Here is a 21779-nt window from a genome sequence, read left to right on the forward strand (position 1 = left end):
CGCGTGGGCCCCGACGCCCGCCGCCGGCTTGGAGGACGCATGACCGAACAGCCGTGGCAGTGGGACGAAAAGACGTGGCGCGGGCACGTCGAGCACGTCCGGGCCGGGCGCCCGCTGCGCCCGAAGGCGTGGCCCGGCGGGGCGAAGGTGGCGGTGGCGCTGTCCTTCGACTCCGACCACGAGACGCCCGCCCTGCGCGACGGCGACGTCCTGCCGGGCAAGCTGGCGCAGGGCGAGTACGGCGCGCGGGTCGGCGTGCCGCGCATCCTGAACCTCTTGCGGCGGCACGACGCGCCCGCGTCCTTCTTCGTGCCCGCCGTGTCGGCGCTGCTGCACGACGGCGAAGTCCAGTCCTATGTGGACGCCGGGCACGAGGTCGCGTTGCACGGCTGGATCCACGAGCGCAACACCGCGCTGACCGCCACCGAGGAACGCGACCTCGCCTTTCGCGCGGCCGACGTCCTGGAACGCCTCGCGGGCACCCGGCCGGTCGGCATCCGGACGCCGTCGTGGGACTTCTCCGCGCACACGCTCGCCATCACGCGCGAGCTCGGCCTCACCTACGACTCGTCGCTGATGGCCGACGACGACTGCTACGAGCTCCTCGAGCACGGCGAGCCCACCGGCGTCGTCGAGCTGCCGGTCGAGTGGATCCGCGACGACGCGCCGTACTTCATGATGGACCGGTTCGCGTCCCTGCGGCCCTACACCCCGCCGCGCGGCGTGCTGACGATCTGGCGCGACGAGTTCGACGCCGCCTACGCCGAGCGCGGCCTCTTCCAGCTGACCATGCACCCGCACATCATCGGGCACCGCTCGCGGATCACGGTCCTGGCCGAGCTGCTCGACCACATCGGCGGCCACGACGGCGTCTGGTTCGCCACGCACGCGCAGGTCGTCGACCACGTCTTGGCGGAGCAGTCCTGACCGCTGAAAACTGCTGGCGACCACCCGCGCGGTGGTTTACCTTTTCCCCGCGGGGAAACCATGGAGTAGATCAGCGGCAGATCACCCGGCTCGTAACCGGGAGGGCGCAGGTTCGAGTCCTGCCTCCATGTCCCCTCCACTCGGAGTAGTTCAGCAGGCAGAACACCCGGCTCCTTCCGGGAGGGCGCAGGTTCGACCCCTGCCTCCGAGTCTCGTACGGCAGGGGGAGTCCACATGGAACACACGGCGTCGCCGGGCTACGCCCACGGGCAGCTCGAACGCGCACTGCGCACCGCGGGGTCCGCGAAGGACAGTGCCGCGCGCCACCGTGCGCGGGCGAAGGCCGGCCGGTGGCGGGAGGTCCTGGCCGGAATGGCCGACGGCACACTGCGGATCGGCTCGCGGACACCGGTCGCGGACACCCCGGCGTGGGTGACCCTCGAAGTCGCGCACGGCGGGTTCGCGACCGGCCGGTTCCTCGCCGAAGTCCCGCTGCACCCCGACGAAGCCGCCCTGCCCGCCGACGGCCCGGGCACGACCGACCGCGAGCGGCTCAACCTCTGGTACCTCACCGACGCGGGGCTGGCCACGCTGCGCGCCGCGCTCGCCACCGAGGCCTACCGGGTCGAGGTCCCCGAGGACGCCGCGCTGCCGGTGGTCGTGTGGCTGCTGGACCACGGCCACGCCGAAGCCGCGCTCGACCTGGTCGCCGAGCTCCGGCCGCTGATGCACCGCCTGCGCCTGGCCCCGCTGCCCGGCGCCGCGCCGCGGCCCCCGGGCGCGCTCGTGCGGCTGACCACGGTCGGCGAAGTCCGGTCGTCCCTGCACGCGGCGGCCACCAAGCCCACGATCACGGCGATGCGCGAAACCCTGCGCGTCTGGCACCCGCTCTTCGACCGGCTGGTGGCGTTGTGGTGCGACACGGTCGACGGCGAGCTGCCCCGGCTGACCGAGGCCGGCGCGGTCACCGGCGGCTGGCCGTGCCGTGCGTGGCCGGCGGACTGGGCCCAGCGCCGCGCGCAGTGGCTGGCGGACTACGCCACGGCGAGTGCGCGGCACACGGCGTCGTCGGCGCACACCCATCCGAAGAGCAACTTCGCCCGGCTGCACCGGGCTCTGCTGGCGTGCGAACACGACAGCGCGGCCCTGACCGGCCGGGACGTCGGCTGGATCCGGCGGGCCCTGGCGAACACCGTCACCAAGCACGGCGAGCCGGGGTCCGAGCCGCGCGCCGCGCTGCGGGCGATCCAGGCGGCGGTCGCCGCGCGGCCGACGTACGCCGAGCTCGCGACCGCGCTGGCCGAACGCCTGGACCGCTACCCGGCCGACGGCGGGCTCCCGGACCTCGGCAGTGTCGTCGAAGACGCGCCGCCGCACCTGGTCGCGAAGGTCAGCCGCGCGCTCGAGGCGCCGATCGAGGAGCTGATCGCCTCGGGCGTGATCACCTCGGGCGACGTGCTCGCCACGGTCCTGCCGCAGATCACCGCGCAGCTGCTGGCCGCGAACTTCGCGGACGGCCGGCTCGCCGGGTTGTACGCGCAGACGTACGCGGCTTTCCGGCGTCGTCGGGGGCTGTTGCTGCTCGACCTCGAGCACCAGGTCGGCATCGAGGAGCTGCCGTGGGTGCGCGCGCTCGAACCGGTGCGGGTCCGCCGTCCGGACGCCGCCCGGGCGGCGCGGCACACGCTGGACCAGACGGTGCTGCTCGCGCTCGGGGCGTTTCCGCAGGCGATCCTGCCGAACACCCTGGTGCGTGAGCTGGGGGCGCTGGCCAAGCAGGCCGGGTCGCCGATGCCGCTGGTGGAGGAGGTCGCGGCCGACATCTTCATGGGCACGTTCACCGCGAAGTGGCGCACGGCGGCGGAAGCCACGAGCCGGGCGCTGGCCGGCACGCTGTACGCGCGGTACTACGCCCTGCCCGAAACGTGGGCGACGACGCCGAGCCCGCGCCGGTTCCGCGCGTTCGCCCGGCGGACGGCCGACGACTTCGCCGACGTCTGCGTGGCCCGGGCGGCCGAGGCGCGCCCGAGGCCGGGGTTCGGTTCGGTCGCCGCCAACGGCACGGTGCTGGAGCAGAGCCAGATCCTCACGACGCAGAACCTCGCCGTCCTGGTGGAGACGCTGGGCCTGCGGGAGCGGGTCCGGGACTCGGCGCCGGAGCTGGCCGGCGAGGTGTTCACGTGGGTGGTGCGCCGCCTGGCGATGCGGGTCGACCACCGGCACGCGGCCCTGCAGGCGGTGAAGAACGCCGCCTACGCGTGGCGGCAGGCGCTCTTCTTCCTGAGCTTCTGCGCCGAGCCGGCCCAGCGGGCGGCGGTGGAGCGGCTGGCCGAGTCGGTGGACCGCGCGGGCCTGGCCGCCCGGTTCGGCCCGGCGGTGACCGGTCTGGCGCACGTCGTGGCGGGCGGTGAGTTCACCGCGGACGGAGAGGTCGAAGGCGGCCCCGGCCGGCGGTTCCTCGGCTGGACGACGGGAACGCACTGGTTCCTGCCGGACCTCCGCGGCCGGTGAGGGTTAGCGGCGAAGCAGCTTCGCCGCTAACCCCGCGCCCTTCCGCCGCACCGGCAAACGCCCCGCGACGGCGTCTTCGAGCAACGCCCCCACCGTCTCGCGGGCACACGACTTGTTCGCGCCGATGCCGCCCGACGGCCCGCGCTTGATCCAGCCCGCCACATACGTTCCCGGCATGCCGTCCACGCGGCCCGCCTGGTTCGGCACGGTTCCGGCGGTCTCGTCGAACGGCAGGCCCGGCACCGGCGCGCCGCGGAACCCCGCCGCCCGGACCACGCGGCCCGCCGTGATCTCGACCGTGCCCCCGGGTCCCGTCGCGCGGACACCGCGGACCTCGGTGTCGCCGGTGAACTCCACCGGCGCGGAGTGGAAGCGCAGCACGACCCGGCGACGGCCGTCCGGGGGCGACGCCGACCAGTCCACCGCCTCCCGGGGCAAACCGCGCACCAGCGCCGCCTTGTCCTCCGGCGAGGCGGTGTCGATCGCCTGCCCGATCCGCGGGTCGTGGTTGTCCACCACCAGGTCGACGTCCGGCCGCGCGGCCAGCGCCAGCAGTTCCGACCGCGTGTACGCCGCCGTCTCCGGGCCGCGCCGGGCCAGCAGGACGACCTCGCGGACCTTGCCCGAGCGCAGCCGGGTCAGCGCGGCCGGCGCGATCGCCGTGCCCGCCAGCTCGCCCGGGTCCGCGGTGAGCACCCGCGCGACGTCGAGGGCGACGTTCCCGGTGCCGACCACCACGATCCGCTCGGCCGAGAGGTCGACGGCGTCCGGGTCGACGTCCGGGTGGCCGTTGTACCAGCCGACGACGTCTGCCGCCGGGAGGCTGCCGGGCAGGTCCTCCCCCGGCAGGCCGAGGCGCCGGGCGCCGGTGGCGCCGACCGCGTAGACCACCGCGTCGTGCCGGGCGGCCAGCTCGGCGGCCGTGACGTCGCGGCCGACCTCGGTGCCGAGCCGCAGCCGCAGGCGCGGGTGGTCGTGGAAGCGGGCGAAGGTCTCGCCGATCTTCTTCGTCGACGGGTGGTCGGGCGCGACGCCGTAGCGGATCAGGCCGCCGGCCACCGGCAGGCGGTCGACGAGGGTGACCCGGGCGTTGGTGTGCAGCAACAGGTCTTCGACGGTGTACATGCCCGCCGGCCCGGTGCCGACGACCGCGACGTCAAGGGGCGCGAAGTCGCTCGGGAGGACACGGGTGAACGCCGGCGGCGCCCACCGGTGGAAGTTCGGGGCGACGGTGGCTTCGGCGAGGACGTCACGCCCCGCGTAGTACTCCGCGTTGATCTCCTCGTACGCCTGCAGCGGCCCGGTCAGGTCACCGGCCGGGAAGACCGCGTCGACCGGGCAGGCGTCCGCGCAGGCGCCGCAGTCGATGCAGGTGTCCGGGTCGATGTAGAGCATTTCGGTCCGCCCGAAGTCCGGCTCGTCCGGGGTCGGGTGGATGCAGTTGACCGGGCAGACCGAAACGCAGGTCGCGTCGGCGCAGCAGGTCTGGGTGATCGCGAAGGCCATGGCGTCAGATGAGGTTGGCGCGCTTGTAGAACCACAGCGACGGCTTGGTCAGCAGGCCGGCGGAGTGCAGGAACTCCATCAGCCCGGAGCAGCTCGAGCGCAGCATCGACTTGTGGTGCTCGTTCGCCTTCGCCTCGCGCCGCGCGCGCTTGCCGTCGAGCCCCGCGTTCTCGTACACCTTGTGGTTCACCATGCTGGTGACGATGAAGTACGACGCGACCGCGACGACGAAGCCGTTGATCTGGCGGCGCAGCCGGCCGGCGCCTTCGAGCCGCTCGCGAGTTTCCTCCCGGGCGAACTTCATGTGCCGGGACTCTTCGACGACGTGGATGTTGTTGATGGTGCGCACGAACGGCGCCACTCGCTCGTCTCGCATCCAGTCGCGCTGCATGACGTCGAGGACCTCCTCGGCGACGAGGATCGCGGCGTAGGCGGCCTCGCCGGTCGCGGTGGCCTTGAAGACGCGGCCGAGCTCGACGACGAACCGGCGCGGCCGGTAGGCGGGCGCGCGCAGCTTCGCCGCGCCGCGGGCGAACATGATCGAGTGCCGGCATTCGTCGGCGATCTCGGTGAGCGCCCACTGGAAGGCCGGGTCGGTCGGGTCCTTGGCGTAGAAGTCGCGCAGCACCATCTGCTGCAGGATCATTTCGAACCAGATCCCGGTGCTGGCCACCGACGCCGCCTCCTGGCGCGTCAGCTCGCGCTGCTGGCCGGGCGTCATGTCCGCCCAGTAGGAGGTGCCGTAGAGCGTGCTCCACTCCGGACTCGCGCCGTGGTGGTCGGTGTCGAGCGGCGTCTCCCAGTCGACCTCCTTGACGGGGTCGTACGAGAGCTGCTCCGACGAGTCGAGCAGGCGCCGGGCCATGGTCTCCCGGTCCGACACGGCGGTTTCGCGCTCGCTGGTGCTCGTCATGGCCGACCTCCTCGTCGAGTGTTACCGCAGTTCACTGTTACCAACCGTAACACATACTTCAACGGGTGCACACCCCGGCGCCGAGCGCCCCTGCTTTTCGCCGTCGACGCGGGCGTGTCGCTCGCCAGGCCCGAAAAGTTCGGTGTACATTCGTTCACTCACTTCGTCGATCGGCAGGATCCGGTGCCTCCACAAAGCGACTCCGCGCTGCGCAAAAGCGTTCAGCGGCTGCTCACCGCCGCCCTGATCACCACCAACGTCATCGGCGCGCTGGTCGTCGTTGGGCTCGCGGCGCTGCTCATGCCGGCGCCGGGCATGTCCGGCGACCTGGTGCGCGTGACGACGGTCGCGGTGCCGGTCTACGTCGTGTCCGCCGTGGTCGTCGGCACGCTCTGGGGCACCCGCGGCGCGCTGCGGACCCTGCGCTGGGCGGCCGAGGGCCGCCGCCCGGACGACGCCGAGCGCGCCGCCAGCCTCCGGGTGCCGCTGCGGCTCACCGTCGTGCAGGCCGTGCTGTGGGGCGTCGCGACACTGGTGTTCGGCGGCCTGGCCGCGCTCGTCCAGCCCGCCGTGGTGCTCACCGAGTTCCTCGTGGTCGCCTTCGCCGCCGTCGTCGTCTGCGCGATCGCCTACCTCTTCGGCGAGCTCGCGCTGCGGCCGTACGCGGCGCTGGCCCTCGCGGACACGACCCCGCCGCGGCCGGTGCACGGCGGAGTGAACCTGCGGATGCTGCTGTTCTGGTGCCTCGGCACCGGCGTGCCGGTCGCGGGCCTGGTCGTCACCGCGGTGCTGGCCTGGGTGCGCGGGGACGTCTCCACGACGAAGCTCGCCGTGTCGGTCATCGTGCTCGGCCTGGTCGTGCTCTGCTTCGGCCTGCTCGTCACGGTGTTCACCGCCCGCGCGATCGTCAGCCCGATCTCTTCGGTGCGCGACGCGCTGGGCCGCGTCCGGGCCGGAGACTTCGGCGTCGAGATCCCCGTCTACGACAGCACCGAGCTCGGCCTGCTGCAGGCCGGCTTCAACAACATGGTGGCCGGGCTCGCCGAACGGGAACGGATGCGCGACCTGTTCGGCCGGCACGTCGGGCACGAGGTCGCCGTCGAGGCCATGCGCTCGTCGGCGGAGCTCGGCGGCACCGTGCGCACGGTGTCGGTGCTGTTCGTCGACCTGGTCGGGTCGACGGCGCTGGCCGCGAGCCGCCCGCCCGAGGAGGTCGTCGGGCTGCTCAACCGGTTCTTCGCGGTGGTCGTCGACGAGGTCGACCGCCACCACGGGCTGGTCAACAAGTTCGTCGGCGACGCCGCGCTGGCCGTCTTCGGGGCACCGGCCCCGCTCGGCGACCACGCGACCTGCGCGCTGGCCGCCGCCCGCGCGATCGCCCGCCGGCTGGCCGCCGAGGTGCCCGACGGCCCGGCCGGCATCGGCGTCGCGACCGGCGACGCGGTCGCGGGCAACGTCGGCGACCCGCGCCGCTTCGAGTACACGGTGATCGGCGACCCGGTCAACGAAGCCGCCCGGCTCACCGAGCTGGCGAAGAACGCGCCGGGCCGGCTGCTGGCCTCGTGGACGGCGGTTTCCTCGGCGGCGGAAGAAGAAACGGCCCGGTGGGTCGCGACCGAAGACGTCACGCTGCGCGGCCGCAGCCGCCCCACGACCCTGGCCGCACCCCGCTAGCGCAACGGATCGACGTGCACTTTGGGCGCGGCGAACCGCTCGCCGCCGAGCACCGCGGCCACGCCGTCCAGCCCGACGGTCGCCCCGACGAGTGGCCGCGGGTCGATCGTGCCGGCGGCGTAGGCGGTGATCGTGTCCGCCAGCCCGGGTGACGCGGACAGCACGCCGACCGCCGTGACGTCCTTCATCACCAAGGCACGGGTGTCGATCGTGCTCGGCCGCGCGGACAGTCCGATGTAGACGATCCGGCCGGCCGGCTCGACCACCTCGACCGCGAGCGCGGGCAGCTCGGCCGCGCCCGAGGCGTCGACCACCGCGTCGAAGGGCAGGTCCGGGAGGGTCTCGCGGGTCCAGGTCTCCGTGAACCCGAGGCCGCGGGCGAACGCGAGCGGCTCCTGGCCCAGCAGGTGCACCTCGGCGCCGGCCGCCCGCAGGAACAGCGCGGTCAGCAGCCCGATCGTGCCGGGACCGAGCACCAGCACGCGGTCACCCTCGCCGGCGTTCGTCGCCCGCGCGGCCCGCAGCGCGTTGCCACCCGGCTCGACGAGCGCGCCGAGCACGGCGTCGACCTCGTCGGGCAGCGCGTGGAGGGACCACGCGGGCACGGCAAGCCGTTCGGCCAGCGCCCCGGCCCGGCCGCCCCGGATCCCGACCTCCTGGCGGTTTTCGCAGGTGTGCTGGTGCCCGCGCCGGCAGCGGCGGCAGGTCCGGTCGCCGAGCATGGTGTCGCCCATGACGCGGCGGCCGAGCCACGCGGGGTCCACCCCGGCGCCGGCCGCGGACACCCGGCCCGCCCACTCGTGCCCCAGCCGCATCGGGAAGGTGGCGTGCCCCTCGCGCAGGTAGGCCATCTCGCCGGTGAAGAACTCGACGTCGGTGCCGCAGACGCCGGCGCGTTCGACGTCGACGACGACCTCGCCCGGCGCGGGCTCGGGCGAGGGCACCTCGAGGACCTCGCCCCGCCGGGGCCCGGTGAGCACGAAGGCACGCATGGAAGACATACCCGCATGCTCGCACCCCGGTGGTGCGGCCCGCACATCGTGGCGGCGGACGGTTATTTTCCCCATTCTTCGAAATGGCGCAAGAACAACGCCGGGTGCACTGAAAAGAAACTCCTTCCGACACGCGGGAAATCGTGTAACGCGGTCCGGGCGAAACCGACTACCGAGCCGATGGTTGCTCATCGGCCTGCTTCAGGCCGGATGAGCAACGCGATGTTTCCGCACCGCCGGAAAAGCCACCCGGGGAGGCACCGTGGACGTGCAGACCGAACGACCGTCCGAACAGCAGGAGGCCGTCGCCGGCCGCGCCGCGCGCCGCACCGGGCAGCGGCAGGCGAAGATCGCGCTGCTGCGGGAAAAGGGCGGGATCGCCCTCGCCGACGAGCCGAGCCGCGTGGCCACCCGGATCGACCGGCTCGGCCGGTACTACCCCGACGTGCGGCCGGTCAGCCCCGCGGCGATCGCCGCCGGCGACCCGGCCGCGATGACCGCCGCGGGCGCGATCCTCGAACGGATCATCCTCACCAACGACCTGCTCGGCGTCGGGTACCTCGAAGGCGGCGTCACGGCCTCGGCCGCCGTCGGCCGGGTGAACATCCGCGACGGACGTGGCCGGCTCGTCGGCTACGGCACGGGCTCGCTCGTCTCGCCGGACCTGCTGCTCACCAACCACCACGTGCTCCCCGACGCCGCGACCGCCGGGTTCAGCCTCATCGAGTTCGACTACCAGGACGGCGTCGACGGCCTGCCCCGGCCGGTGCGGGCGTTCGGCTTCGACCCGGACCGCTTCTTCGTCGCCGACGAAGACCTCGATTTTGCGCTCGTGGCGGTGAAGGCGACCGCCGACGAGCTGGGCCCCTTCGGGTTCAACCGGCTGATCGGGACCGAGGGCAAGGCGATCGTCGGCGACTTCGTCACGATCATCCAGCACCCGCAGGGCCTGAAGAAGCAGGTCGCCCTGCGGGAGAACCGGATCGTCGACGTCCTCGAGCAGTTCCTGCACTACGAAACCGACACCGAGCCGGGATCGTCGGGCTCGCCGGTGTTCAACGACCAGTGGGAGATCGTCGCGCTGCACCACGCCAGCGTCCGCGCCGACGGCCACGCCGAGTTCGGCAACTTCCTCAACGAGGGGATCCGGGTCAGCAGGCTGCTGGGATTCTTGCAGGGCAAGCAGTTCCCGCCCGCGCAGCAGGCGCTCGTCGACCGGCTCTCCACCCGCCCCGAACGCGCGAAGCCGGCCCGGCCGGTGGTGGAGGCGGGCCCGCAGGTGCTCACCCTCACGATGCCGGTCGACATCCGGCTGCGCGCCGAGGCGCCCGCCGTCGCCGCGACCCCAGCGACCGGCCGGATCGACCCGGACTACTCGAACCGCGAGGGGTACGACCCGGACTTCCTGCCCGGGCACACGGTTCCGCTGCCCGAGCTGTCCGACTCGATGGTGCCGCTGGCGGCCACCAACCGGCAGGCCACGAGCGAGCCGCGGTACGTCCTGCCCTACCGCCACTTCAGCCTCGTCATGAACAAGGAGCGGGGGCTGGCGTTCTTCACCGCAGTCAACATCGACGGGCGCCACAGCCGGGCGCTGCACCGCGAAGCCGACCACTGGTCGCTCGACCCGCGCGTGGCCGTCACCGAGCAGATCGGCGAGGAGATCTACCGGGACAACCCGCTCGACCGCGGGCACCTGGTCCGCCGCCTCGACCCGGCGTGGGGCACGACCGAGGCGATCGCCCAGCTCGGCAACGACGACACGTTCCACTTCACGAACTGCTCACCGCAGCACAAGGACTTCAACCAGAACAAGACGACGTGGGCCGGGCTCGAGGACTACGTGCTGAAGAACGCCGACAACGCCGACCTCAAGGTCACGGTGGTCACCGGCCCGGTGCTGGCCGCGGACGACGACGCCTACCGAGGAGTGCGGCTCCCCCGGCAGTTCTGGAAGGTCGTCGTGATGGTGAAGTCCGACGGCACCCTGTCGGCGACGGCGTACCTGCTGAGCCAGGAGGAGCTGATCAAGGGCCTGGAGGCCGCGACCGAGTTCAGCTACGGCGCCTACCGCACCTACCAGGTGCCGGTCCGGCGGATCGCCGAGCTGACCGGGCTGTCGTTCGGGGAGCTGCCCGCCGCCGACCCGCTGACCGGCCTGGAGTCGACGAGCGAGGCCAAGGAGATCCGGGACCTGGCCGACCTGGTGCTCTGACCGGGTCGGCCCGGCGCGGCCCCGGCGGCCCTGCCCGAACACGGCGAACGTACCCGGCCGAGCGTCGCCGGGTCAGCCCGGCGCGCGGCCGGCGAGGATGTCGAAGGCGTGGCGGCGGTGCTCGGCGAACAGCTCGAGCGCCGCCTCCTTCTCCCGCGCCCGCAGCGCGTCGGCGAGCTGCCGGTGTTCGGCGGGGATGCCCGCCAGGTATCCCTCGGTGTCCACGCCGATCCGGGTCAGCAGGAACAGGTGCACCTGCGAGCGGATCGCCTCCCAGGCCTCGCGCAGACGCCGGTGCCCGGAGGCGGCGTAGACCGCGTCGTGGAAACCCAGGTCGCAGCGGACCATCTCGTGCTCGTCGGCCGCGCGCTCCATGCGCCGCACGGCGTCGTCGATCGTGGCCAGCTCGGCGTCGGACGCGCGCTCGGCCACCAGCGCGACGGCGAGCTGTTCGAGCGCCGCCCGCAGGCTGTCCAGCTCGGCGACGTCCTCATCGGACAGTGCGGTCACCGTGGTGCCCCGGTGCCATTCGCCGCGCACCAGGCCTTCGCGCTCCAGCCGCAGCAGTGCCTCCCGCACCGGCCCGCGGCTGACCCCGAGCGCCGCCGCCAGCTCCACCTCGCGCAGCTGGCTGCCGGGCGGGTAGACCCCGTCGAAGACGGCGTCGCGGATGCGGTCGGCGACCTCGTCGGCGAGCCCCCGCCGGCGGGCGGGCGTGACCTGGGCCGTTCTGCTCATGTCGGAATGTTAACATCAGGACATGAGCATCCCCCGCTTCCACCTGGCCGTGCCGGTCGACGACCTCGACGCCGCCCGCCGCTTCTACGGCGAAGTCCTCGGGCTCGAGCAGGGCCGCAGCGCGGAGCGCTGGGTCGACTGGAACCTACACGGCCACCAGTTCGTCACGCACCTGGCCGCGAGCGCGCCCGAGCGGGCCCACAACCCGGTCGACGGCCACGACGTGCCGGTGCCGCACTTCGGCCTGCTGCTCACCGTCGAGGAGTTCCACACCCTCGCCGAGCGCCTGCGCGCCGCCGGGACGCGGTTCGTGATCGAGCCCTACCTGCGGTTCGAGGGACAGCCCGGCGAGCAGTGGACGATGTTCCTGCTCGACCCCGCCGGGAACGCCCTGGAGTTCAAGGCCTTCGCGGACGACTCACAGGTCTTCGCCGTCTGAACGGCTCGACGTGTCGGACGCGCGCAGCGAGCCCGGGTGCGCCTTCGCGGCCGGGTCGTTGCGAGTCTTGATGAGACTGGCGATCGTCACGACGGCCAGGACACCGATGATCACCGCGAGGCTCACCGGCGTCGCGATCTCCGGGACGCGCTCGTCGATGTCGACGTGCGCCCAGTGGAGGATCAGCTTCACGCCGATGAACGCGAGGATCACCGCGAGCCCGGCGGAGAGGTACACGAGCCGGTCGAGCAGGCCCTTCACCAGGAAGTACAGCGCCCGCAGGCCCAGCAGCGCGAACGCGTTCGCGGCGAACACGATGTAGGGCTCTTCGGTCACGCCGAACACGGCCGGGATCGAGTCGAGCGCGAACAGCAGGTCCACCCCGCCGATCGCGACCAGGACGACCACCAGCGGCGTGACCGCCCGGCGGCCCGCCACCGTGGTGGTCAGCCGGCCGCCGTCGTAGGTGTCGGAGACCGGCAGCAGCCGCCGCGCGGTGCGGACCACCAGGTTGGTCTCGATGTCGGGGTCGGCGTCGCGGTGGCGGAACAGCTGCACGCCGGTGTAGATCAGCAGCAGGCCGAACAGCAGGAACATGAACGAGAACAACGCCAGCAGCGTCGCGCCGAGCGCGATGAAGATCGCCCGCATGACCAGCGCCAGCACGATGCCGAAGGTGAGCACCTTGTGCTGGTGCTCCTCGGGGACGGCGAACGTCGTCATGATGATCACGAACACGAACAGGTTGTCGACCGACAGGCTCTTCTCGACGATGTAGCCGGCGAAGTACTCGGCGCCGAACTCACCGCCGTGGGCCAGCGTCAGCCAGACCCCGAAGGCGACGGCGACGAGGATGTACCCCACCGACCACGCGACCGCCTCCCCGAACCCGACCCGGTGCGGCCGGAGCGCGGCGATCACGAGGTCGATCGCGAGCAGCGCCAGGATCACGCCGATGGTGAGAACCCAGGTGCCGACACCGATGCCCATCCGCTCCCCTACTTCGGTCGTTTGTCCCGATTGTACGGAAGGTCCGGATCGCTCGCCCGTGCCGTCCACTGTGGACCGCCACGGTGACGGTGGGTGCGGCCCGGTCACGGACCGTACAGTCGGTTGCCGCCGGCCGCCACTCCGGACGTTGCGCCGAGGTTGCCCCACCCCCGCACCTGCGGGTTACGAATCCGGCCAAAAGCAGGCCGACCCTTTCGCGGTGGTGACCATCGATGCAAAGTCATTCGGCCGTGGCTGTGGTCGGGTTCGTAACGGTCGGCGGAGTACCGTGGGAGGCGGCCCTGGAGGTGGCGGTGGACGAAGGAGTCTGCGCGGTCCGGCCCGGCACCGACGTCGCCGGGCACGCCCGGCTGCTGGCGGGCATCCACGACGCCGTCCTCGCCGGACGGCCGCCCGAGACCGCCCCGCGGCGGCTCGTCGCCCGCTCCTGGCGCCGCGTCGCCGCGCAGGGTGTGGACCCCGACCGGCCGCCCGCGTCCGACCCGGTCGACGCCGCCGAGGTCGAACGGCGGCGGACCCGCAGCCGGCTGCGCGAAGTCCTGCCGGAGCTGCGGGGCGCGCTGACGTCGGTCGCCGAGGACGCGCACCACCTGATGGTCGTCACCGACGCCGACGGTGTTGTGCTTTGGCGCGAAGGGGCGCGCCGGGTCCGGCACCGGGCCGACTCGCTCGGCTTCACCGAAGGCGCCACCTGGTCCGAGCCCGCGATCGGCAGCAACGCGATCGGCACCGCGCTCGCCGAAGCCGCGCCCGTGCAGATGTTCGCGGCCGAGCACTTCGTGCGCTCGCACCACACCTGGGCCTGCACCGCCTACCCCGTGCACGACCCGCGCACCGGCGAGCTGCTCGGGATCGTCGACGTCAGCGGGCCGGCCGAGACGGTCCACCCGATGACCGTCGCGCTGGTCGGGACGTCGGTGCGGCTCGCCGAGGCCGTCCTGCGGCAGCGTCACGAAATGCGGCTGGAAGGTCTCCGGCAGCTGTCCGGGCACGTGCTCGGGAGCGGGCCCGGGCTCGTCGTCGACGACCACGGCTGGGTCGCGGCGCAGAGCGGGGCCCCCGGGATCGACCGGGTCGCCGTTCCCCGCCAGGGGGTGCCGGTCGCGGTCCGCGGCGTCGGGGCGTGCGAGCCCGAGCCGGTGCCCGGCGGCTGGCTGCTGCGGCCGAGCCGCGGCGAAGCCCTGCGCCTGACGCTCGAGCTCGATCCGCCGCGGGCGATCGTCGAGGGCTCGGTGCGCTGGACGCACCCGCTCGGCCGCCGCCAGGCGGACCTGCTGCGCCTGATCGCGACCGCCGGCCCGGCCGGGGTGTCGGCCGCGCAGCTGTCGGAGACGCTCTACGGCGACCGCACGCACCTGGTGACCGTGCGTGCCGAGCTGTCCCGGCTGCGCAAGGTGGTCGGCGGCCTGCTGCTCGCGCGGCCGTACCGGATCGCCGACGGGGTCGACGTCGTCCTGATGCAACCCTAGGGCAACCCTTTCCCCGGGCCCGGCCGGCGGTGTTGGCTGCGCAGAGCGCGCCGCCGACGAAGACGGTGCCCGAGACGGGGAGGTCCGCTCATGACCCAGACCCTCGAACCGGCCGCCGCGGTCGGCGCCCGGCAGCGCGTCGAAGGCTGGCTCGCCGACTTCGAGGCCGCGCTCGCGGCCCGTGACGCCGACCGGGCCGCCGCCCTCTTCGCCACGACGTCGTTCTGGCGCGACCTCGTCGCGTTCACCTGGAACCTCAAGACCGTCGAGAACCGCGACGGCGTGAAGGACCTCCTCCTCGCCACGATGGACACCGCCGAGGCGACCGGCTTCCACCCCACCGAAGAGCCCACCGAGAACGACGGCGTGGTCGAATCCTGGATCGGCTTCGAGACCGCCGCCGGGCGCGGGCGCGGTCACCTGCGGCTCACCGACGAAGGCGCGTTCACCTTCCTCACGACGTTGCACGAGCTCAAGGGCCACGAGGAGCCGCTCGGCACGACCCGGCCGAAGGGCGCCGAGCACGGCATCCACCGCGACCGCGTCACCTGGGCCGAGGCGCGGCGGGCGGAGGCAGAGGAGCTGGGGACGACCACCCAGCCGTACGTCGTGGTCATCGGCGGCGGGCAGGGCGGGATCGCGCTGGGCGCCCGGCTGCGCCAGCTCGGCGTGCCGCACGTCGTCGTCGACCGGCACGCCCGCCCCGGCGACCAGTGGCGCGGGCGGTACAAGTCGCTGTGCCTGCACGACCCGGTCTGGTACGACCACCTGCCCTACCTCGACTTCCCGCGCACCTGGCCGGTGTTCGCGCCGAAGGACAAGATTGCCGACTGGCTGGAGATGTACACGAAGGTCATGGAGGTGAACTACTGGTCGTCGACGACCTGTAAGAGCGCCTCCTACGACGAAGAAGCGAAGGAATGGACGGTCGTCCTCGACCGCGACGGCGAAGAGGTCGTCCTCAAGCCGAAGCAGCTGGTCTTGGCGACCGGCATGTCGGGCAAGGCCAACGTTCCCGTGCTGCCCGGTCAGGATCGCTTCCGCGGCGACCAGCACCACAGCTCCCAGCACCCGGGGCCGGACGCCTACCGCGGCAAGAAAGCCGTCATCGTCGGGTCCAACAACTCCGCGTTCGACATCTGCGGCGCGCTGTGGGAGGCCGGCGCCGACGTCACCATGGTCCAGCGCAGCTCGACGCACATCGTGCGGTCGGACTCGCTGATGGACCTCGGGCTCGGCGACCTCTATTCGGAGCGCGCGCTCGCCGCGGGCATGACGACGCAGAAAGCCGACCTGACCTTCGCTTCGCTGCCCTACCGGATCATGCACACGTTCCAGCAGCCGGTGTACGCCGCGATCAAGGACCGCGACCAGGAGTTCTACGACCGCCTCGAAGCGGCGGGCTTCCGCCACGACTGGGGTGACGACGACTCCGGCCTGTTCATGAAGTACCTGCGCCGCGGCTCCGGCTACTACATCGACGTCGGCGCGGCCGACCTGGTGGCCAACGGCGACGTCAAGCTGGCGCACGGCCAGGTCACCTCGCTGACCGAGACGTCCGTGGTCCTCGAAGACGGCACCGAACTGGAGGCGGACCTGGTCGTCTACGCGACGGGCTACGGCTCGATGAACGGCTGGGCGGCGGACCTGATCAGCCAGGAGGTCGCCGACAAGGTCGGCAAGGTCTGGGGCCTGGGCTCGGACACGACGAAGGACCCGGGCCCGTGGGAAGGCGAGCAGCGCAACATGTGGAAGCCCACCCAGCAGGAAGGGCTCTGGTTCCACGGCGGGAACCTGCACCAGTCCCGGCATTATTCGCTGTACCTGGCGTTGCAGCTGAAGGCGCGGGCGGAAGGCCTGCCGACGCCGGTCTACGGGCTGCAGGAGGTGCACCACCTGGCCTAGGACGACAGCGCGCTCACGGGGCGCCGAAGAACAACGCGGTCCCGTGGGCGCGCTTGAAGTACAGGTGCGCGTCGTGCTCCCAGGTGATCGCGATGCCGCCGTGCAGCTGGATCATCTCCGCCGCCGCGTGGGAAAACGCTTCGCTGCACACGACTTTCGCGGTGGTCACGGCCTCGGCGTCGCCGTCCACCAACGCCGCGTACAGCGCCGAGCGGGCCGCCTCGATGTGGACGTGCACGTCCGCCATCCGGTGCTTCAGTGCCTGGAAAGACCCGATCGGACGGCCGAACTGGCGGCGTTGCTTCGTGTACTCCACCGTCAGTTCCAGCGCACGGGCGGCCGCACCGACCTGCTCGGCCGCGACGGCGATCGTCGCCGTGTCCCGCAGCTTCCGCAACGGGAAGCCGTTGGTGTCCAGGCGCCGGGCCGGTGTTTTCTCGAAGTCCACCACGGCCAGGCGCCGGGTCGGGTCCAGCGTGGTGACGCGCTCCCGGCGGACGTCCTCGAGCGGCACCTCGAACAGGCCGATCCCGTCCGGGGTGCGAGCCAGCGCAAAGAGAGCGTCCGCGATGTCGCCGTCCAGGACGTAGTGGGCGCGGCCGTCGAGTCCGGTGTCCGACGCGGTCAGACCCGGCGCCCAGTCATCGTCGGACCAGGCCAGCGCGGCGAGAGTCGTGCCCGCGGCGATGCCCGGCAGCAGGCGCTCGCAAGCTTCGTCGTTTCCCGTGCGCAGCAACGCTTCGCCGCACAGCACCGCGGAGCCGAGCATCGGGGCGGGGGCGAGTGTGCGGCCGAGTTCTTGCAGGACAACACACGCTTCGGCCAGGCCGGCGCCCGCGCCGCCGTAATGCTCGGGGATCGTGAGCGCGGCGACGCCGATCTGCTCGCACAGCGTCGACCAGAGCTTGTCGTCGTACCCGAGCGGCGACTCCATGGCGGCCCGGACCGCCTCCGGGCCCGACCGGCGGGTCAGCAACGACCGCACCGCGTCCCGCAGGGCCTGGGCTTCCTCGGTCTCCAGCGGATCGGTCATCGCAGCTCCGCCAGGACTCGCGCCCGGTGGAACGCCCCGGTTCCCCAGGCTCCGACCAAAGCACGGACCTTCGTCAGCCGGAGGCCCAGGTCGTGGTCGGCGGTGTAGCCGATGGCGCCGTGCACCTGCAACGCCGTGCGCGCGGCGAGGTACGCGGCGTCGCCCGCCATCACCTTCGCCGCCGAGACGTCGCGGGCGAACGTGTCGCCGGCGACGGCCGCGCCGTACAGCAGCGGCCGGGCGAGTTCGAGCTGCGTCACGACGTCGGCCAGCAGGTGTTTGACCGCCTGGTACTCGCCGATCGCGCGGCCGTACTGGCTGCGTTGCTTGGCGTAGGCGACCGACGCGTCGAGCAGCCACTGACCCGCCCCGAGCAGCTGCGCGGCCACGGCCAGGACACCCCGGTCGAACGCGACCGGGTCCGCCGCGGTGGGCCGGGTGGTCCCGGTGATCCGGAACAGCCGCCGGGCCGGGTCGACCGACCGGACGAGCTCGGTCCCGACACCGGACACCACACCTTCGTTGAGGTCGAGGACCACCCCGGCGACGTCGGCGTCCAGGGCGAGCGGCACCTCCGGCGGCGCGACGACCGTGGCCAGGAGGTCACCCTCGGCGAGTGCCGTGAGCCGGTCCCCGGTCAGCACGGAAGGGGCGACGGCCGCGGTTTCGACCACCGGGCCGGGCACGGCGTGGTACCCGAGCGCCTCGAACGCGACCACCAGGTCGACCGGGGTGCCGCCGAGCCCGCCGTGGTCTTCGCCGACGAGCAGCGCGGGCACCCCGAGGTCGGCCAGTCCGCGCAGGAGCTTCAGGCCGCGGTCGTGGTCCCCGGCCGCCCAGGCGCGGGTGGCGGCCGCGGTGTCGGCGTTGTCGAGGAAGTCGTGCAGGGAAGCGGAGAACTGGCGCTGCTCCGGCGACAGCTGGAACCTCATCGGCGCGCCTCCCTCGGCAGTTTCAGCACCCGTTCGGCGATCGTGGTGCGCTGGATCTGGTCGGTTCCGCCGTAGATCGGCCCGGCCAGGGAGAACAGGTAACCGTCGACCCAGTCCGCGTTCGTTTCCGCGGCCGGGCCGAGCACGTCCAACGCCGTCTCGTGCAGCTCGAGGTCCAGATGGGACCAGAACAGCTTGTTCACACTGGACTCCGGGCCCAGCTCACCACCGTCGGCGAGACGGCTCACCGTGCCGAACGTGTAGAGCCGGTACGCGCGGGCGCCGATCCAGGCGTCGGCGACGCGATCCTGTGTGGACGGTGGACAGTCCTTCGCCCGCCAGAGATCCACGAGCCGGTCGGCCGCGGCGAGGAACCGCCCCGGGCTGCGCAGCGACAGCCCACGCTCGTTGTTCGCCGTCGTCATCGCGACCCGCCAGCCCTGCCCCGGCTCGCCGATGACGTCCTCGTCCGGCACGAAGACGTCGTCGAGGAAGATCTCCGCGAACCCCGGCTCGCCGTCCAGCTGCGGGATCGGCCGGACGGTGACGCCGTCGGCACGCAGGTCGAGCATGAAGTACGTCAGCCCGTGGTGCCGCTGCGCTTCCGGATCGGTCCTGAACAGCCCGAACGCGCGATCGGCGAAGGAAGCCCGCGAGCTCCACGTCTTCGCGCCCGAGAGCCGCCAGCCGCCGTCGGTCCGCACCGCCGTGCTCCGCAGGGCCGCGATGTCGCTGCCCGCCTCGGGTTCCGACCACGCCTGCGCCCAGACCTCGTCGCCGCGGGCCATCGCGGGCAGGACGCGGTCACGCTGCTCCTGCGTCCCGTGCGCGAACAGCGTCGGGCCGAGCATGAAGATCCCGTTCTGGCTCACCCGCCCCGGCGCCCGCGCAGCGTAGTACTCCTCCTCGAACAGCAGCCACTGCAGCATCGACGCGTCCCGGCCGTGGTACTCCCGCGGCCACGACACGACCGACCACCGCGCGTCGGCCAGCTCGGCCTCCCACTCCCGGTGCGCCGCGAAGCCTTCGGCCGTGTCCATCGACGGCAACTGCCGGACGTGCTCGGAAAGCCACGAACGCGCTTCGGCCCGGAAGGCCGCGGAGGCCTCGTCGATGTCGAGGTCCATCAAGCCCCCTTGTTCGCGTGGCGCATCGACCGCGCCGACTGCCCGCCGAGGGAGTCTTCCGACGTCTCCGCGTTGTGGGCGTGCGCCAGGTGGTGCAGCCCGAACACGGAGTCCATTCCGGACCGCATGCCCATCAGGTCTTCGGCCTGGTTGACGGCTTTCTTCGCCAGCGCGAGACCGAACTGCGGCATCCCGCCGATCTTCTCCGCCAGCTCCAGCGTGTGCTGCTCCAGCTCGGCGCGCGGGACGATCCGGTTGATCATCCCCCATTCCTTGGCCTGCTGGACGGTGAAGCGCTCGCCCGTGAACAGCACCTCCTTCGCCGCCCGCGGGCCGAGCACCCACGGGTGCGCGAAGTACTCGACGCCGGGAATCCCCATGCGCACCACCGGATCGGCGAAGAACGCGTCGTCGGAGGCGACGATGAGGTCGCAGACCCAGGCGAGCATCAGCCCGCCCGCGATGCACGCGCCCTGCACACTCGCGATCATCGGCTTCGGGAGCTCCCGCCAGCGGCGGCACATGCCGAGGTAGACCTCGGACTCGCGGGCGAACCGCTGGTCACCGCCGGTCCGGTCGGTGTGGTCCCACCACAGCACCGCGCGCCGGTCGAACGGCTGGTCCACGTCGCGGCCCGGGGTGCCGATGTCGTGCCCGGCTGAGAAGTGCTTGCCCTCCCCCGCCAGCACGATCACCTTGACCTCGGCGTCGTTCACCGCACGGGTGAAGGCGTCGTCGAGGGCGTACGTCATCGCCGAGTTCTGGGCGTTGCGGTACTCGGGCCGGTTCATGGTGACCACGGCGACCGGCCCGCGGCGCTCGTAGCGGACGACGTCCTCGCTCATTTCGTCTCCTCACTGAGCAGCCGCTTCAGCACCTTGCCGGAAGCGTTGCGGGGCAGCTCGTCCAGGAACTCGACGAACCGCGGGGTCTTGTAGTTGGCGAGCCGCTCGCGGCAGAACGCGATGACGCCGGCCGAGGTCAGGCCGTCGCCGACGACGAACGCCTTGCCGACTTCGCCGAGCCGCTCGTCCGGCACGCCGATCACGGCGACGTCGCGCACGCCGTCCAGTTCGGTCAGCGTGTGCTCGACTTCGGCCGGGTAGACGTTGAAGCCGCCGCAGATGTACATGTCCTTGAGCCGGCCGGTGATCGTGAGGTACCCGCTGGCGTCCAGCTCCCCAACGTCGCCGGTGTGCAGCCAGCCGTCTTCGTCGACGGCTTTCGCGGTGGCCTCGGCGTCGTCGAGGTACCCGAGCATCACGTTGGGTCCCCGGAGGACGACCTCGCCGGGAGAGCCGTGGATCTCGACCTCGAACCCGGCGGTCGCCCGGCCGGACGTCCTCGCGACCAGCTCGGCGTCGTCTCCCGGCCGGCACATCGTGACCACGACGGCTTCGGTGAGCCCGTACGCGGTCAGGACGATCTCGAAGCCCAGCTCGGCGCGCATCCGCCGGACCAGCGACGCGGGCACGGTCGCCGCGCCGGTGACCGCGAGCCGCAGCGACGAGACGTCCCGGTGAGGCTCGCGCAGCAGCGACTGGAAGATCGTCGGCGCCCCCGGCAGCACCGAGATGCGCTCGCGTTCGATGACGTCGAGCGCCGCGCGGACGTCGAAGACCGCTTGCGGGATGATCGTCGCGCCGGTGAGCAGGCCGACCACGATCCCGGCCTTGTAGCCGAAGCTGTGGAAGAACGGGTTGACCACCAGGTAGCGGTCGTCGGCGGTGACCTGGCCGCAGTCCGCCCAGGCCGCGGCGACGTCGACCACCTGGCGGTGCGCCGACAGCACGCCCTTCGAGCGGCCGGTCGTGCCCGAGGTGAAGAGGATGTCGCTGACGTCCTCGGGTCGGACAGCGTCGGCGCGGGCCTCGGCTTCGGCCAGGGGCACGCGGTCGGCTTCGGCGAGGAACTCGTCCCAGCCCAAGGTGCCTTCAACAGCGCGGTGAGGCTGTTCGAGCGGCACGCGGACCACGGTGTCCGGCAGGTCCGCGCCGGTCGCGACGATCGCCGCGTGGCGGTCGGCGCCGAGGAAGTCGGCCGCCACGACCAGGGCCTTCGCCCGGCTGCGGACCAGCAGGTCCACGGTCTCGGCGGCGGTGAACCGGGTGTTGACCGGGATCAGCGTCGCGCCCGCGTAGAGCGCGCCCAAAGCCGTCAGGACCCAGTGGTGGGTGTTGGGGAGGGTGATCGTGACGCGGTCGCCGGGCTGCACGCCGCGTGCGACGAACGCTCGCGCGACCGACTGAACACGTTCCAGGAGATCGTCGAAACCGAGGCGAAGGGTGCCGTCGACGAGCGCCTCGGCCGAGCCGAACTTCGCTGCGGCATCGCGGACGACGGCCGGGATCGTGGTCTGTCCCACCACACCCTCCTCTGGACCGACA

At 72.4% G+C, this 21779-nt stretch carries 17 protein-coding genes and 2 tRNA genes; 9 read left to right on the forward strand and 10 right to left on the reverse strand.

Annotation, left to right across the window (positions count from 1 at the left end):
- The first annotated feature begins 39 nt into the window (after positions 1-39).
- The 4 genes from ACZ61C_RS35415 (at position 40) to ACZ61C_RS35430 (ending at position 3438) form a co-directional block, all read left to right on the forward strand.
- Positions 40-927 (forward strand): polysaccharide deacetylase family protein, encoded by an 888-nt coding sequence (locus ACZ61C_RS35415; RefSeq protein ID WP_465312251.1) that lies wholly within the window; start codon positions 40-42, stop codon positions 925-927.
- A 59-nt stretch (positions 928-986) separates the two neighbouring features.
- A tRNA-Thr gene (locus ACZ61C_RS35420) sits at positions 987-1058 on the forward strand.
- 8 nt (positions 1059-1066) lie between these two features.
- Positions 1067-1138, forward strand: a tRNA-OTHER gene (locus tag ACZ61C_RS35425).
- A gap of 23 nt (positions 1139-1161) precedes the next feature.
- On the forward strand, positions 1162-3438 hold the full coding sequence (locus ACZ61C_RS35430) for a hypothetical protein (RefSeq protein ID WP_465312252.1): 2277 nt from the start codon (positions 1162-1164) through the stop codon (positions 3436-3438).
- A 3-nt stretch (positions 3439-3441) separates the two neighbouring features.
- On the opposite strand, the gene ACZ61C_RS35435 is transcribed toward ACZ61C_RS35430, so the two are convergent.
- The gene (locus ACZ61C_RS35435) at positions 3442-4944 is read right to left on the reverse strand and encodes an FAD-dependent oxidoreductase (protein ID WP_465312253.1); all 1503 of its coding nucleotides are present in this window, start codon (positions 4942-4944) and stop codon (positions 3442-3444) included.
- Between the two features lie 4 nt (positions 4945-4948).
- Positions 4949-5857 (reverse strand): AurF N-oxygenase family protein, encoded by a 909-nt coding sequence (locus ACZ61C_RS35440; RefSeq protein ID WP_465312254.1) that lies wholly within the window; start codon positions 5855-5857, stop codon positions 4949-4951.
- Positions 5858-6040: 183 nt separating this feature from the next.
- Between ACZ61C_RS35440 and ACZ61C_RS35445 the strand changes: the two genes are divergently transcribed.
- Entirely contained in the window at positions 6041-7531 is a 1491-nt protein-coding gene (locus tag ACZ61C_RS35445; protein WP_465312255.1) for an adenylate/guanylate cyclase domain-containing protein, read from the forward strand.
- Here ACZ61C_RS35445 and ACZ61C_RS35450 read toward each other — a convergent pair.
- Positions 7528-8523, reverse strand: coding sequence for a zinc-dependent alcohol dehydrogenase (locus ACZ61C_RS35450; protein WP_465312357.1), 996 nt, complete (start codon positions 8521-8523; stop codon positions 7528-7530). The genes ACZ61C_RS35445 and ACZ61C_RS35450 overlap by 4 nt on opposite strands.
- Positions 8524-8785: 262 nt before the next feature.
- On the opposite strand from ACZ61C_RS35450, the gene ACZ61C_RS35455 reads away from it, so the two are divergent.
- A complete protein-coding gene (locus ACZ61C_RS35455; RefSeq protein WP_465312256.1) occupies positions 8786-10738 on the forward strand; it encodes a DNA/RNA non-specific endonuclease in 1953 nt (650 codons plus the stop codon).
- Between the two features lie 72 nt (positions 10739-10810).
- Here ACZ61C_RS35455 and ACZ61C_RS35460 read toward each other — a convergent pair whose 3' ends face one another.
- On the reverse strand, positions 10811-11476 hold the full coding sequence (locus tag ACZ61C_RS35460; RefSeq protein ID WP_465312257.1) for a GntR family transcriptional regulator: 666 nt from the start codon (positions 11474-11476) through the stop codon (positions 10811-10813).
- Between the two features lie 22 nt (positions 11477-11498).
- On the opposite strand from ACZ61C_RS35460, the gene ACZ61C_RS35465 reads away from it, so the two are divergent.
- Positions 11499-11915, forward strand: coding sequence for a VOC family protein (locus ACZ61C_RS35465; protein ID WP_465312258.1), 417 nt, complete (start codon positions 11499-11501; stop codon positions 11913-11915).
- On the opposite strand, the gene ACZ61C_RS35470 is transcribed toward ACZ61C_RS35465, so the two are convergent.
- The gene (locus ACZ61C_RS35470; protein ID WP_465312259.1) at positions 11895-12905 is read right to left on the reverse strand and encodes a TerC family protein; all 1011 of its coding nucleotides are present in this window, start codon (positions 12903-12905) and stop codon (positions 11895-11897) included. The two genes, ACZ61C_RS35465 and ACZ61C_RS35470, sit on opposite strands and share 21 nt — an antisense overlap.
- 314 nt (positions 12906-13219) lie before the next feature.
- Here ACZ61C_RS35470 and ACZ61C_RS35475 point away from each other — a divergent pair, with 314 nt between their 5' ends.
- Together ACZ61C_RS35475 and ACZ61C_RS35480 are read left to right on the forward strand one after the other, a co-directional pair.
- Positions 13220-14395, forward strand: a complete 1176-nt coding sequence (locus tag ACZ61C_RS35475) for a GAF domain-containing protein (protein ID WP_465312260.1) — start codon at positions 13220-13222, stop codon at positions 14393-14395.
- Between the two features lie 90 nt (positions 14396-14485).
- The gene (locus tag ACZ61C_RS35480; protein WP_465312261.1) at positions 14486-16300 is read left to right on the forward strand and encodes a flavin-containing monooxygenase; all 1815 of its coding nucleotides are present in this window, start codon (positions 14486-14488) and stop codon (positions 16298-16300) included.
- A 13-nt stretch (positions 16301-16313) separates the two neighbouring features.
- Here ACZ61C_RS35480 and ACZ61C_RS35485 read toward each other — a convergent pair whose 3' ends face one another.
- Genes ACZ61C_RS35485 through ACZ61C_RS35505 form a run of 5 tightly spaced genes read right to left on the reverse strand, consistent with a single transcriptional unit; the run spans position 16314 to position 21757 of the window.
- Positions 16314-17333, reverse strand: coding sequence for an acyl-CoA dehydrogenase family protein (locus ACZ61C_RS35485; protein WP_465312262.1), 1020 nt, complete (start codon positions 17331-17333; stop codon positions 16314-16316).
- Positions 17330-18265: an acyl-CoA dehydrogenase family protein gene (locus ACZ61C_RS35490; protein ID WP_465312263.1), complete on the reverse strand. Its 936-nt coding sequence runs from the start codon at positions 18263-18265 to the stop codon at positions 17330-17332. Before ACZ61C_RS35490 ends, ACZ61C_RS35485 begins: the two co-directional genes overlap by 4 nt.
- Entirely contained in the window at positions 18262-19392 is a 1131-nt protein-coding gene (locus ACZ61C_RS35495; protein WP_465312264.1) for an acyl-CoA dehydrogenase family protein, read from the reverse strand. The genes ACZ61C_RS35490 and ACZ61C_RS35495 overlap by 4 nt, the downstream gene beginning before the upstream one ends.
- Positions 19392-20237, reverse strand: a complete 846-nt coding sequence (locus ACZ61C_RS35500; RefSeq protein ID WP_465312265.1) for an enoyl-CoA hydratase — start codon at positions 20235-20237, stop codon at positions 19392-19394. Before ACZ61C_RS35500 ends, ACZ61C_RS35495 begins: the two co-directional genes overlap by 1 nt.
- Positions 20234-21757 (reverse strand): FadD3 family acyl-CoA ligase, encoded by a 1524-nt coding sequence (locus ACZ61C_RS35505; RefSeq protein WP_465312266.1) that lies wholly within the window; start codon positions 21755-21757, stop codon positions 20234-20236. Before ACZ61C_RS35505 ends, ACZ61C_RS35500 begins: the two co-directional genes overlap by 4 nt.
- Between the last annotated feature and the right edge of the window lie 22 nt (positions 21758-21779).

The organism is Amycolatopsis sp. NPDC104587 (assembly GCF_055583645.1).

Bases quoted from the DNA above. Each gene is read 5' to 3' on its own strand.
- ACZ61C_RS35415 (WP_465312251.1), top strand. From the start codon at position 40: ATGACCGAACAGCCGTGGCAGTGGGACGAAAAGACGTGGCGCGGGCAC.
- ACZ61C_RS35430 (WP_465312252.1), top strand. From the start codon at position 1,162: ATGGAACACACGGCGTCGCCGGGCTACGCCCACGGGCAGCTCGAACGC.
- ACZ61C_RS35435 (WP_465312253.1), bottom strand. From the start codon at position 4,944: ATGGCCTTCGCGATCACCCAGACCTGCTGCGCCGACGCGACCTGCGTT.
- ACZ61C_RS35440 (WP_465312254.1), bottom strand. From the start codon at position 5,857: ATGACGAGCACCAGCGAGCGCGAAACCGCCGTGTCGGACCGGGAGACC.
- ACZ61C_RS35450 (WP_465312357.1), bottom strand. From the start codon at position 8,523: ATGCGTGCCTTCGTGCTCACCGGGCCCCGGCGGGGCGAGGTCCTCGAG.
- ACZ61C_RS35460 (WP_465312257.1), bottom strand. From the start codon at position 11,476: ATGAGCAGAACGGCCCAGGTCACGCCCGCCCGCCGGCGGGGGCTCGCC.
- ACZ61C_RS35465 (WP_465312258.1), top strand. From the start codon at position 11,499: ATGAGCATCCCCCGCTTCCACCTGGCCGTGCCGGTCGACGACCTCGAC.
- ACZ61C_RS35470 (WP_465312259.1), bottom strand. From the start codon at position 12,905: ATGGGCATCGGTGTCGGCACCTGGGTTCTCACCATCGGCGTGATCCTG.
- ACZ61C_RS35480 (WP_465312261.1), top strand. From the start codon at position 14,486: ATGACCCAGACCCTCGAACCGGCCGCCGCGGTCGGCGCCCGGCAGCGC.
- ACZ61C_RS35485 (WP_465312262.1), bottom strand. From the start codon at position 17,333: ATGACCGATCCGCTGGAGACCGAGGAAGCCCAGGCCCTGCGGGACGCG.
- ACZ61C_RS35490 (WP_465312263.1), bottom strand. From the start codon at position 18,265: ATGAGGTTCCAGCTGTCGCCGGAGCAGCGCCAGTTCTCCGCTTCCCTG.
- ACZ61C_RS35495 (WP_465312264.1), bottom strand. From the start codon at position 19,392: ATGGACCTCGACATCGACGAGGCCTCCGCGGCCTTCCGGGCCGAAGCG.
- ACZ61C_RS35500 (WP_465312265.1), bottom strand. From the start codon at position 20,237: ATGAGCGAGGACGTCGTCCGCTACGAGCGCCGCGGGCCGGTCGCCGTG.